At 39.8% G+C, this 13,810-nt stretch carries 10 protein-coding genes; all 10 read left to right on the forward strand.

The genetic code is table 11. The features are described 5' to 3' along the window. Nucleotides 1–7: 7 nt before the first annotated feature. Nucleotides 8–1,741, forward strand: a complete 1,734-nt coding sequence (locus BUA16_RS03090) for a glycoside hydrolase family 172 protein (protein ID WP_178338839.1) — start codon at nt 8–10, stop codon at nt 1,739–1,741. A gap of 48 nt (nt 1,742–1,789) precedes the next feature. Continuing rightward, a complete protein-coding gene (locus BUA16_RS03095; protein WP_072763175.1) occupies nt 1,790–2,029 on the forward strand; it encodes a hypothetical protein in 240 nt (79 codons plus the stop codon). A gap of 104 nt (nt 2,030–2,133) precedes the next feature. Then, nucleotides 2,134–2,766, forward strand: a complete 633-nt coding sequence (locus tag BUA16_RS03100; RefSeq protein ID WP_072763176.1) for an early set domain-containing protein — start codon at nt 2,134–2,136, stop codon at nt 2,764–2,766. Then, a complete protein-coding gene (locus BUA16_RS03105) occupies nt 2,732–3,952 on the forward strand; it encodes a glycoside hydrolase family 9 protein (protein WP_072763177.1) in 1,221 nt (406 codons plus the stop codon). Before BUA16_RS03100 ends, BUA16_RS03105 begins: the two co-directional genes overlap by 35 nt. Before the next feature lie 196 nt (nt 3,953–4,148). Next, on the forward strand, nt 4,149–5,279 hold the full coding sequence (locus tag BUA16_RS03110) for a glycoside hydrolase family 172 protein (protein WP_072763178.1): 1,131 nt from the start codon (nt 4,149–4,151) through the stop codon (nt 5,277–5,279). A gap of 2 nt (nt 5,280–5,281) precedes the next feature. Continuing rightward, nucleotides 5,282–6,682, forward strand: a complete 1,401-nt coding sequence (locus BUA16_RS03115; RefSeq protein WP_084668417.1) for a glycoside-pentoside-hexuronide (GPH):cation symporter — start codon at nt 5,282–5,284, stop codon at nt 6,680–6,682. Nucleotides 6,683–6,719: 37 nt separating this feature from the next. After that, nucleotides 6,720–9,074 (forward strand): discoidin domain-containing protein, encoded by a 2,355-nt coding sequence (locus BUA16_RS03120; protein ID WP_072763179.1) that lies wholly within the window; start codon nt 6,720–6,722, stop codon nt 9,072–9,074. A 38-nt stretch (nt 9,075–9,112) separates the two neighbouring features. Further along, on the forward strand, nt 9,113–11,197 hold the full coding sequence (locus BUA16_RS03125; protein WP_072763180.1) for an alpha-L-fucosidase: 2,085 nt from the start codon (nt 9,113–9,115) through the stop codon (nt 11,195–11,197). Nucleotides 11,198–11,201: 4 nt separating this feature from the next. Further along, complete coding sequence (locus BUA16_RS03130; RefSeq protein ID WP_072763181.1) at nt 11,202–12,698, forward strand: alpha-L-fucosidase; 1,497 nt, start codon at nt 11,202–11,204, stop codon at nt 12,696–12,698. Continuing rightward, nucleotides 12,695–13,750, forward strand: coding sequence for a hypothetical protein (locus tag BUA16_RS03135; RefSeq protein ID WP_072763182.1), 1,056 nt, complete (start codon nt 12,695–12,697; stop codon nt 13,748–13,750). Before BUA16_RS03130 ends, BUA16_RS03135 begins: the two co-directional genes overlap by 4 nt. Nucleotides 13,751–13,810 lie beyond the last annotated feature (60 nt).

Below are 13,810 nucleotides of genomic sequence, written 5' to 3' on the forward strand. Positions count from 1 at the left end.
AAATAAAATGAAAAGAATAATTGTAACTTTTTTTGGTGTCTTGTTCATTCTTGTAAATAATACGCAAGCTCAAAACACTAAAACTGTGAGTGTAAAGTCACTTCTCAAGGAAATGACCGATAGGGAAAAACTAACACGTTTTCCAGAGCCTTCTTATCTAACGAAACATGTGAGTAGTTATGATAGGTCTAGTACTTCTCCAACAGAGAAAAATTGGTTTCATAATTGGGATATGAATCAATGGGAGGCTATTGAGCAAACTAATAATGGCAAGGAATATGTCTTAATGGATGAAAAATCGCCAGGTGCTATTACGCGCTTTTGGATGACTGGAGCAGGTGAAAATCGAGGTCAAGGTATCCTACGTATTTATATCGATGGGAGTGAAATACCAGTGGTAAGTCAGACCATAAGAAGTTTTGTAGGAGAGAATAAAGAGGTCGGATTGCCGCTGAGTAGTTCTGTGTCGCCAGAAACCATTGCAGACGAAAGAGGGCACAATTTATACTTGCCAATCCCATATGCTAAATCTTGTAAAATAACTTATCAGTCAGATTTGATCAAGGATGGAAATCCTTGGGAAACTAAAAGTGAAATTTTATATTATAATATCGATTACAGAGAATATTCGGAAGGTGTAAAAATTAAAAGTTTTACTAAAAATTCAATAACTCAAAACAAGTCAATTATTCGGGCAACCAATCAAATGTTGTTAGATGGAAAATTTAGTCAAGAAAGAAAGGTGAAAGACCTTGTTGATTTTCAAGTGAAATTAGCACCAGGTGAAGAAGTGGTAATTGCAAGAAAAGAGGTAGGGGCCGCGATACAGGAATTAAATATGCGAGTACAGGAAGAGAACCCTACCCAGTCCCTGAGGTCCATTATCATAAAATGTACTTTTGATAATCAACAAACTGTTTGGGCTCCAATAGGGGATTTTTTTGGGGCCGGATATAGGATCGATGCTTATGAGACGAGATTCAATAAAGTAAGTGAAACCGGTGATCTAACCTCGAAATGGTTGATGCCTTTTAAGAAATCTGCTAAGATTTCTTTAGAAAATGTTGGAGAAACTTCTGTTGGGGTTAATGGTGCTGTAAGTTTTGCTCCATATCATTGGGATCAAAGATCCATGCATTTTTATACCTCATGGCATCAATACACAAAAGTAGATACAGGAAGTCCCAAAGATATGTTAGGAGGTAAGGGGGTGAGAGATGTAAATTACGTAACACTTAAAGGAAAAGGGGTGTATGTGGGCGATGTATTGACCTTGTTTAACGATAATTTACCGCCAGGTAAAACTACCTGGTCAAAAGAGGATGGCAGCTTTACTATGAGCTGGTGGGGCGAAGGCGATGAAAAAATATACATTGACGGCGAAGAGTTTCCCTCACATTTCGGAACCGGTACGGAAGATTATTACAACTATGCTTGGTGCAAACCCGAAACATTCGCACATCCTTTTATGGCGCAACCTTCCGGAGAAGGAAACTTGACCCCGGGCTATACAGTAAATACCAGATTAAGATCATTGGATGTCTTGCCGTTTAATACGAGTTTAAGGTTCGATATGGAATTATGGCATTGGAATAAAGCATCGGTGAATTATGCGCCCACAACTTTTTATTATATGATGCCTGGGGGAGAATCGAATATAGCTCCAGATTATGCCGGGGTTCGTGAACCAGTGCTCTTGGACTTTGAAAAGATTCTAGAGGAGAGACGTAATCATAAGTAAAAAAACTTAAGAATTCATAGTGCGAAGCTATTTGGAATTTATCCTCCGTTGCAATTAGAGGTTTTTGGCTCAACCGATGGTAAGGTGTTTAGAAAAATAGGAGAAACAGATCTATCTGATATAGCCTTAGTGCAAGGAAGAAATAGAATTGTTAGTAAGATTCCATGTGCTGCTACTGGGTTAACCAAAATCAGAGTGAAGGCCAAATTGCTACACCAAATACCTAAAGGGCACCATAAGGCAGGGGATAAGGCATATTTAAAAATTGACGAGATAATTGTCTTCTAAAAAACATTTTTATATGGTTCCCGTTTGGAAAAAGTAATAAATTTTAATCTAGTATAGAAAATAGGTTTGTTGAGGTTTATTTGAAATAAAATAGTTTTAAGTAAATGTTAAAAAAGATAACAATGATAAAAAGATCGTTAATTGTGTTTTCAATTTTTGTGTTAGTAACTGGACTCTGTTTTTCTACCAACTTAAAACCAGATCAAAAAGATATCGCATCCTTTGAAACAAAACAAATTGACTCCCTTGAAAAGGGAGGAATATTATATTCCAGAATAGGATATAATTTAAATTCTCAAAAACGCATCCTTATAAGAGGGCTCTCAAAAGAGTATATTAGTAATAGGGCAACATTCAGCATAGTAGATTTATCTGGGAACGAAGTTTTTAATGGGCCCATTAAATATTGGGGTAAGAAATGGAAAAGTTCTTGGTGGACCATAGATTTTACAGACCTGATAAAAAAAGGAAAGTATAGTTGTAAAATTTTAAATAATAAAAATGCATCTCTAGAAACGGGTACATTTGAAATACAAAAAGACTTGCTTTGGAATAAAACTTGGAAAACCGTATCCCTAACACAGCTAGATGGAAGAATTGAGTTAAGAAATCAAAATTTGGAAAATCTTGGTCCTGAATTTGCTCAGGGAGGTGGTTGGCAAGACTGCGGGAACTATTTAAGAGAAGTGAATAGTCGCCTCAATGCTTGTAGGCTTATTGGATGTGCTGGAATTTAAATCAGATGAAATCCGAACTACGGAAAGAAACAGCATTGTTGAACAGATTATTATTGGTACCGATTATATTGCTTTTTGCCAAGATAAAGCTGCTGAACTAAATAAAGGAAAAGGAGCTATAATCCACGAGTGGCCAAAACACACCAACGTAATTACTGGTGATGTGGTAAAAGGGGCACTTAGTTTTGTGAAGGCTAGCAAGCAATTATCAAAAATTAAGCCAACAAAATCTAAAGAATATTTAGCTCGTGCTGAACTATCTTTTAATTGGTTGGATACAAACGGACCTATTCATTATCCCGGTGGGGTAGATTATGGGGGCGTGTTGCAACCTAATGATGGTTTTAACCGATTTGTTTATGGCGCACCTAAAGAATTTGTAAGACCAGAACAATGGAAGACAAGAGACTTGGTGATGATGACTTGGGTAGCGTTGGAGCTTACAAAATCAGGAAAGAAATACTATAAAGAGAAGGCTATTTCATACGCACGCGAACTTATGAATAGGCAAATTCCCATTACCAATCCAGAAGATCGATTTTATGGTCATTTTAAACCCTATGATGGTGTTGATCTTACCGAAAAAGCTTGGGAACATCATCATATGGGATATGATGCCGGAGCTACATTTCCTCATTATTTAATTCCATTAATTGAAATGAGCACAATATGGGATGAGCATGAAGATGCACCCTTATGGGATGAAACAATAAGAAACTTTGCCTATGGTTATTTTTTACCTGCTTGTTTTGATAACCCTTTTTATTTATTGCCTATGGGGTATTTTAAGAATGAAGGATTGTTAACCTTTAGTGGATTGTGGCATGGTATAAATGGGGCCTACGGCTCGGCAGCTGCCCTTGCGCTAGAGTTGAAAGCTTATACCGGAGACACCAGATTTGGTAATATCGCTATTGGAAATATGCAATGGATTGCTGGATTGAATTCAGGAGTTTGGGAGAATGAAAAATATGTGGCCAAAAGTATGATTTATGGTATTGGTGATGAATACATGGGAAGTTGGACAAAAATACCTGGTACTATTTGTAATGGTTTTGACGCCGATGAACAATTTAAATTTACCGAGCCTAAAGCCTCTACAGATGAGCCTAAGGTGTTTACAGATGAAGGTTGGATTACACACTCAGGTGGGTGGTTAAGCGCTTTAAGTCGATTAAAAAAATAGTTGTAATAACATCATTTTTATTTGCTGAAAAAAGATAAAGCCTAAACTTATTTAAGGTGAAAAATCGACAGGAATTTTGTTATATATAAATTAATCGATTTATCTTGGCTAGCTAAATCGATTAATCTAATAAAAGTACGTTGACTACAAGTGCTATTCGAGGTTTTAAAGATTATTATGAATTAAATATTGGAATATGAAATTTAATGGCTTAAACATGTCTTTGGGAAACCTTAGTTATTTATCCGATGCCGAATCTAGATCTATAACCGCTGAAAACCCCACAGGGGAACCTGGAAAAGGAGGAATGGCTATTAAGGGGTTTGCCGAACTTCAAGCTAGTGAACTAGGACAAGGTTGGAAAGTAAATCCTGCAATTACAATTGCCCCAAAAGAAACAGTTGTCATAGCGGATATAGAAGGGATGGGAAGTATCCAAAGTATTTGGATGACAGGATTGATCTCGCGTGATCTTATTATCCGGATTTATTGGGATAATCAGGAGCATCCTTCTGTAGAAGTGCCTTTTCCTGATTTTTTCGCTTGTGGATATGCCGATAACACGGATGTGCTGTTGGGAGGAGAGTTTGATCCTTTAGTATCCCTACCTGTGAGTGTGAATCCATCCAATGCATTTAATTGTTTCTGGTCCATGCCCTTTAGGGAACGATGCTATTTTACCATAGAAAATAGAAGTGAGATTGAGAGGGTGTTATATTATCAGATAAATTACCAATTAACACAAATACCCGAACAATGCGCTTACTTTCACGCTTCTTTTCGAAGATCCAATCCTGTTCCTTATAAGGAAGTACATACAATAATAGATTGTATCGAAGGCGAAGGACACTTCGTAGGAACGGCCATGTGCGTGGGACTCAATGGAGCAGGAGGCTGGTGGGGTGAAGGCGAGGTGAAATTCTATATTGATGAAGATAAAGAATTCCCTACCATTTGTGGAACAGGCCTCGAGGATTATTTCTTGGGTGCCTTTAATTGGGAAACCAACAAAGGGTATACCACCTACAATTCGCCTTATGGTGGATTTCATAAATATGAGGCACCAGATGGTTTGTACAAAATTCAACCTCGGTTTTCATTGTATAGATGGCATATAATGGACCCCATTCGCTTTAAAAACAACCTTAAAGTCACCGTGCAGGATCTGGGATGGAAAAAATTCAATGAAAAAAAATTCGATAATATCGACGAACGACGTTACCTGAGCCGGCAAGATGATATCGCTACTGTGGCCTTTTGGTATCAAACCTTACCAAGCAGTCCGTTAAGTCCTTTGCCTAATCAAGAAGGTTTGTTAAACCAATAAGTATGAGAAAACAAATTCTTTTAAACAGAAGTGAAGGTGGTCAAAAGAATACTACCAGTGCAAAACAAGTAGGGCTCCTTGAGAAGATAGGTTATGGTCTTGGGGATACTGCAGGTAATTTTGTTTATCAATCGGTGTTGCTACTTCTCGGATTTTTTTATACCGAGGTCTATGGATTGGACACCGCCACGGTAGCGTCTATATTTTTGGTAGTGAGAGTGGTAGACGCTATTACCGATCCCTTGATGGGGGCGCTTGTAGATAGAACCAATACCCAATGGGGAAAGTATCGTCCATATCTCATTATCCTATGTGTGCCCTATGCTATTGCTAGTGTACTAGTGTTTACGGTGCCAGATTTTGGGCCCGAAGGGAAGGTGATCTATGCTTATACTACCTACATAACCCTTATGCTTTTATTTACGGCCATCAACATTCCTTATGGCTCCATGACCGGGGTTATGACAAGTGACCCTAAAGAAAGAGCTTCAATTAACGCTACTCGGTTTATGTTTGCCACTGGGGGAGGATTAATAGTGACTTCACTGGTGTTGCCAATGACAAAATTATGGGAAAATCCTGCTATCGGATATAGGAATGCCATGATATTGATGGCCATTCTTTCAGTAGTGCTGTTTGTGATCTGTTTTCTTACTACCAAGGAAAGGGTAAAAGGGGTTGAGGTGAAAGAGAGAAAAAGCACTGTACTTAAAGACTTATTGTTTGTAGTAAAAAATGACCAGTACCGGCTTGTAGCTCTCGCCACACTTCTAATGGTTACTGCCCAAACTGTAAAAAATACAACCCAACTCTATTATATAACCATATATGTTGAAGATGCAGTAAAATACTCCGCAATGTTTTTATCGGTTTGGATGATTGGCGGTATGTTGGGGGCACAATTAGCGTCAAAGCTTCTCATGTATGTAGATAAGAAAAAAGCTTATGAACTGTTACTCTATATATGTGCCGTTGCTTCTGCGGCTTCATGGTTTATAGGGGATAATAACATTGTGATGATTATGCTGCTCCAATTTTTTGTTGGGTTTTTTAACCAGATGATAGCACCGATATGGTTTACGTTTACAGCAGATTCCGTGGACTATGGGGAATTAAAATTTAAACGACGGATCGATGGTCTAACCCTTTCCTTTACCTTGTTTTCCTTAAAATTAGGGTTGTCTATTGGTGGCGCTATTGCTTTGATCATAATGGGGTATTATGGCTATAAGAGCGGTGGTATAGCGCAGTCTAATGAAGCAATTCAGGGAATTTTATTGGTGTTTTCTATTGTACCTGCAGTAATTTTTATTATGACTGCCTTAATAGTGCGACTGTTTAAACTCAATAGTAAAACTATAAAAGAAAATGCCCTTAAACTTGAGATTCTGAGAGCTCAATAAAACCCATTTGAATCTAACGTATTAAAATTTAAAATAAATGAAAATGTATCTTAAAAAATCGAATGTAATAGTACTGTTGTTGTTATGTTCCCTAAGTGTTTTTGCTCAGGAAACTAATTTTTATGTCTCACCATCGGGCAGCGATAGGGGGGATGGGTCCAAAGAGTATCCTTGGAAAACCTTGGAACACGCCAGGGATCAGATGAGAAATATAGAAGATTATGTCATTTTAAACCTTCAAGACGGTATTTATAGGCTAAACAAATCTTTGGAACTTCATTCTGATGATTCTAATATTTTATTTAAGGCAGTAGATGGTGCTCGTCCAATTATCAGTGGGGGTGTCAGAATAAGTGGCTGGAAGGATCAGGATAATGACGGGATATGGAGTGCAAAAGTTCCGGATGGGGTTGTTGGTAGGCATTTATATGTAAATGGGAAAAGGGCCGTAAGAGCCAGAACTGTTAATGCCAACGGTTGGGAAAGGATTGCACACACACCTAAAGTATGTGGCTCTGAATCTTGTAGGGACGATGCCAATACACCTAATGGATTTAAAGTGCCTGTAGATTTTCCAAAACTCTCCAATGTCGCAGAGGTTGAGATGGTCAATATTATGAGATGGAAAATGTACAGGGGTAAACTGGATAAAATCGAAGGTGGAATTGCTTATGTTAATCAAAAATATTGGGACCTTGCTAAATTAGGACCCTTCGGAATATTAAACAACAATAGCACTGAAGCTGTTAACTGGTTAGAAAATGCTATTGAATTTCTGGATGAGGAAGGGGAATGGTTTTTAGACAAGTATAAAAACACTGTTTATTACAAGCCATTGAAAGGAGAAAAATTAAACAAAGCTGAGGTGGTTATTTCTAATGTAGAACAACTAATTGTCGCCGACGGAGTGGAAAATGTATCTTTTGAAGGGCTTACTTTTTCGTACGCAAATTGGAACCAGGCTTCCACTGCTGAAGGTTATGTCAGTATTCAGTCCGGAGCTATTTTAAAAGACCCTGAGTATCGATCTATAGAAGATGCTTTTGAAGGATTAGAAGATATACCAGGAAATATTCATTTCAAAAATTCTAGAAATGTGATTTTTAAAGGTAATATTTTTCAGCACCTTGGAGGAACAGCCTTGAATTTCGACACCAACAATCAATATGTCAATATCTTTGGGAATACCTTCCAAGATATATCGGGTTCTGCTATGGCCATAGGAAACCTTCAAGATCATCATGTGGTAAGCGAAAATATAAGTCGAGAAATCATTATAGATAACAATAGTATTCAAAATGTTGGGGTGGAATATTGGGATACTTGTGCCATAAAATGCTCCTATGTAAAAGATGCCGCCATTGTAAACAACTCTATTGACGGATCTTCTGCTGGTGGAATTACCCTTGGCTGGGGATGGGGACGTTATGATGTCGATAATTTCGATTTTTGGAAAGATGGCTCGGATAAAGCCTACAATCATCCTACAGTAACCGGAGGGGTTTTAGTGGCACATAATAAAATTACCAATGTAACCTTAAAGCTGGGCGACACTGGCGCTATTTATAATTTAGGGGCTTCACCAGGTACAAGGTGGTACGCCAATTATATTGAAAATGTAGCCCATCCAGAAGCTCGATATTGCAGTGACTATAGTCATGGAATATATATTGATAACGGCTCTAGAGGAATCGAAATTAGGGAAAATGTTGTCTTGGGAAGTTCTCACGAACCTTATCTGGCCAACGGATCGCATGATTACAATGTACGCGGGGCAGCCTACTATTTTAAAAATGGTGTGGGAGACTTTCCATTGTGGATTAAAGAAAAATCGGGGGTAAAGCCACAGATTAAGGAAATAAGAAGTAGAGAGGAATTAGAGGAATTAATGCCAGATCCACTGCCTACCGGACCTAAATTTAGGGTCGTGGAACAAGGGGAATCCGTTGGAAAAAACATAACAGCTGTAGGAGGAGCTTCTAATTATAAAGCTTCTTTTGCTACGGATGGTAAAACAGAAACCTATTGGAGAGGAGAAGGAAAAGAAGGCGAGCTTAAATTGGATTTAGGTAAAGTGTCTGATATATATTATGTAAATGCTGCCTTCGGATATATAGAACCGAACACTAAAAGGGAAGTGTATTTCAGAAGTGGCTATGAGTTCGAATATTTTTATTCTGAGGATGGCAAGAACTGGTTCACCTATGGAGATGGTAAAAAAGTTTCGGAATTAGCCATCAACCAACAGTATATGCCAGAAGAAAAAACTGCAAAAGCTAGATATATAAAACTAAAAATTTATTCCTCTGGAGAGCATCCATTGGGTGTTTTAAGGTTTAAGGTAGTCGATCAAAAGCCTGTATATGGAGTACGAAAATTTGGTCCTAAATAGATTGGAATATTTTATCAAACAAAAAAGTAAAGTTAGTTATGAAGAAGTTTTTTTTAGGTAGCCTTATGGCACTTATGACATTTTTTATTTCCTGTGAGAAAGCTCCTCCTCCTCCAGTGGCTTACGGCCCTGTTCCCTCCGAACGCCAGATGAATTGGCAGGAAATGGAATATTACGCTTTTATTCACTTCAGCATGAACACCTTTACCGATATAGAGTGGGGGTATGGCGATAAGGATCCGGCCCTTTTTAATCCGACGGAATTGGATACTAGGCAATGGGCCAGGGTGATCAAGGAAGCCGGAATGAAGGGCGTAATAGTAACGGCCAAACATCATGATGGATTTTGCTTATGGCCCTCTGAATATACCGATTATTCCGTTAAGAATTCACCTTGGAAAAACGGAAAGGGCGATCTGTTAAAGGAGCTTTCCCAGGCATGTAAAGAATACGGTCTTAAGTTCGGGGTATATCTCTCTCCTTGGGATCGTAACCACCCAGACTATGGAAAGCCAGAATATATTACCTATTTCAGAAATCAGTTAAAAGAATTACTGACTAATTATGGCGATGTTTTTGAGGTATGGTTCGATGGGGCCAATGGCGGATCTGGATACTACGGAGGTGCCAATGAAAACAGGAGTGTAGACCGTAAAACCTACTACGATTGGGAAAACACTTATAAGATAGTACGGGAGTTGCAGCCCAATGCTATGCTTTTCAGTGATGCAGGGCCCGATACCAGATGGTGTGGTACCGAAGAAGGATGGGTAGGAGAAACCAATTGGAGCACATTGAATCGGGACGAGGTTTGGCCCGGTTTCCCAGACTATCAAGAATTGCGCTACGGACACGAAGATGGTACTCATTGGGTACCTGCCGAGGTAGATGTGTCAATCCGCCCGGGATGGTTTTACCACCAGTCTGAAGACCATAAAGTTAAGACCTTGCCCGAAATGCTCGATATTTATTACAATTCAGTGGGAAGAAATGCTACTTTATTACTAAACTTTCCCGTAGATCCACGTGGTCTTATACATGAAACGGATGTGGAAAGAGTTATGGAACTGGCAAAATCTTTAGAGGCCGATTTTAAGGAGAACCTTGCTAAAAGAGCACAGGTAACTGCTTCTCAAGTAAGGGGCAATGCCAAAAAATACAATGCCGATAACCTTACCGACGGAGATAAAGATACTTATTGGGCAACCGATGATGCTGTTACTAATGCTACCGTAACCTTGGATTTCGGGGAACCTACGGAATTCAATCGTTTTCTAGTTCAAGAATATATTCCCTTGGGACAACGAGTTCAAGAATTTTCCGTAGAGGCTCTTATCGATGGATCTTGGAAAGAATTGGCCAAGGCCACAACCATAGGTTATAAAAGAATTTTACGCCTGCCCACGGTGAAGGCAACAAAACTAAGGGTTCATATAAAACAAGCTAAGGCCTGTCCGGTTATATCCAATATAGAGGTTTATAGGGCTCCAAAAGTGTATGCAAAACCGGATATAACAAGAAATAAGCAGGGGATGGTAACCATTGAGTCGGCCGATAAGGAGCTAGAGTTGTACTATACGACCGATGGTACTCGTCCAGACGTAAATTCCATAAGGTTTGAAGCACCTTTTGAGCTATTGGGAAAGGCCAATGTAAAAGCGATAGCCATAGATCCTATTTCCGGTAAAAAAAGCCCTGTATCCTCAGAAAACTTTGATGTCGCCAGGAAAAAATGGCAATTGGTAAATATTGATGATGAGAATGCACAGAGCGTTCTGGATGGCTTGGAAATGACATCCTGGGGTCAATCTTCCGAAAAGATGCCTATAGATCTTGTGATAGATTTAGGGGAAGATTTGAAACTTAAGGGGTTCAAATACTTGCCCGATCAGCACAGATGGTCCTCCGGAATTATATTCGACTATGAATTCTACACTTCTTCTAATGGAAATAATTGGGAATTACAGAGTAAAGGGGAGTTTTCCAACATTAAAAATAGTCCTATCTGGCAAACAAAGAACTTTAAGTCGGTAAAGGCGAGATATATAAAGTTGAGGGCCCTTAGAAATACGGAGGGGAATAATAAGGCAGGATATGCAGAATTAACAGTAATTACAGAATAAGAAAATGAAAAAGGTAAGTTATTTATTATTGATGATTTGTACTCTAGTAGTGACTGGGGTACAGGAAATGAATGCACAGAAAAAGAAAATAGAACCCAATTGGAAATCGATCGACAGTAGGCCGGTTCCATCTTGGTTCGAAGATGCGAAATTTGGGATCTTTATTCATTGGGGGCCGTATTCGGTTCCCGCATGGAGTCCAAAGGGGACCTATTCAGAGTGGTACCAATACTGGCTGGAAAGTAAATCCCTTTTTGGAAATGGAAATTTTTCCGGGACCGAAGTGTATGATCACCATGTTAAAACCTATGGTCCCCATTTTAGTTATTACAACTTTGGGGAGCAGTTTACCGCGCGGGATTTTGACGCGGACAAGTGGGCAAAACTTTTCGAGGATGCCGGGGCAAAATACATGATGATTACCTCCAAACACCATGATGGGTTTACTTTATGGCCCAGTAAAACCGCAAACAAAACTTGGGGATTTCCATGGAATGCCATGGAAGTTGGGGCTAACCGGGACTTGCTAAAAGAGCTGGAAGTGGCGGTCAAGAAAACAGAGGTGAAATTTGGTACCTATTATTCCCTTTATGAATGGTTTAACCCTCTATGGAAAAAAGATAAGGAAAAATTTGCCTTGGAGCATATGCATCCACAATTTAAAGATTTGGTGGAGAATTATAAGCCAGATCTAATTTGGTCCGATGGGGATTGGGATATGAGTGCGGAAAAGTGGCGTTCTCCGGAATTGTTGGCTTGGTTGTTCAACGAATCTGCCGTAGGCGATAAAGTGGTTATTAACGACCGTTGGGGAGACGGAATACGTTTTAATCATGGAGGGTATTTTACTACAGAATACCAATCGGAACTTGACGGTAGTAGGCCTTGGGAAGAATGCCGCGGTATTGGTTTTTCTTTTGGTTACAACACGAACGAAGATGCCTGGGACTATGCTTCTGAGCGTACCCTTGTGTACCTTCTTTTAAATGTAGTCAGTAATGGCGGGAATTTATTGCTGGATATTGGTCCGGATGCCGAAGGAAATATACCTCCTATCATGCAAGACCGCTTGTTGGCTATAGGCGATTGGCTTAATGTTAATGGCGAGGCTATTTATGGTTCGCGTAAATGGGAGCGTGCCTGTCAATGGTCAGAGCATGGCAAAAAAGATTGGAAGCCCGAAGGTACCCATTACCTGCCAGCCGATTATATCTTAAAACAGACCATAGATCCGGAGCCCGGCTATGGCGTACGCGAGATATTCTTTACCAAAAAGGAAAAGGATTTGTTTGCTATCGTTCCAACTTGGCCTAAAGATACCTTGGAAATAAGAGACCTAGAGCTTCATCCAGAGGCCGAGATTACGCTATTGGGAACGGATATTAAGATTGATTACGAACAAAAAGGGTCCAATGTGGTCCTAAACGTACCCTATTTGACCGCGGATGAGGTGCCTTCGAAATATGCCTATACTTTTAAGATTAAAAATGCCTTAAAATGAGAAGTTATTTATTCATTTGTTTAATATGTTTTGGCTTTGCCAAATTAAATTCGCAGGAATGGATCACCTATGGTGACAAGGAAAATTCTGGTAAGAAAAAGCATATCGTTTTAATTTCCGGGGATGAGGAATACAGGTCGGAGGAGTCAATGCCCATGTTGGCCCGGATACTCGCCAAGGAACACGGTTACAAGTGCACTGTACTGTTTGCGATCGATCCTCAGACGGGAAATGTCAATCCCGAGGTCAACAACAATATTCCTGGATTGCATTTTCTCCAGACCGCCGATCTTATGTTGATCAATACACGGTGGCGGCAGCTTCCCGACCATCAGATGAGGTACATCGACGAGTATATCCGATCGGGCAGACCGGTCTTGGGTTTAAGGACCTCAAATCACGGGTTTAAAAACGAGCAGGGGAGGTATGTCCATTACAGTTCCGAATATCAAAGTGACGATCCTGATCATCCGTGGTATAGGGGTTTTGGTGGGCTTCTTTTTGGGGATCACTATGTCCGGCACCATGGCAAGCACAAACATGAGTCCACCAGAGGTATTTTTGCGGAAAACGCACATGGGCATGAAATCCTTAAAGGCATCGAGGATGGGGAGATTTGGGGCCCTACGGATGTATATGGTTGTAGGGTATCCCATCTGCCCATCACGCCACTTGTCCTAGGACAGGTGTTGGAACGTAAGGGGGAATTTGATGCTGACGACAGGTTTTTTGGTATGCGGCCCTCTGATCGGCCTTTGGAAGGAAATAAAAACAATCCTATGATACCGGTGGCATGGCTGAAGAACTATCAACATCCGGAAAATGGCCAACAAGGGTTGGCCTTTCATACCTCCATGGGCTCATCCACCGACTTAGAAAATGAGGGATTGAGAAGACTCGTGGTCAATGCCGTCTATTACCTCTTGGACCGAAGAATTCCCAAAGGAGGGACAAAGGTAAATTACGTTGGCGATTATAAAACCTCTGCATATGGTTTTATGGGGAAGGAGTATTGGGACAAAAGGGGATTGAAGCCCATAGACCTTAAATAATGTCCAGTGGTGTATTAAAGATTACCAAATACATCCACTTAATAAAAAAACATAAAAACC

Origin of the sequence: Arenibacter nanhaiticus, assembly GCF_900141935.1 — a bacterium.
GTDB classification, from domain to species: Bacteria; Bacteroidota; Bacteroidia; order Flavobacteriales; family Flavobacteriaceae; genus Arenibacter; species Arenibacter nanhaiticus.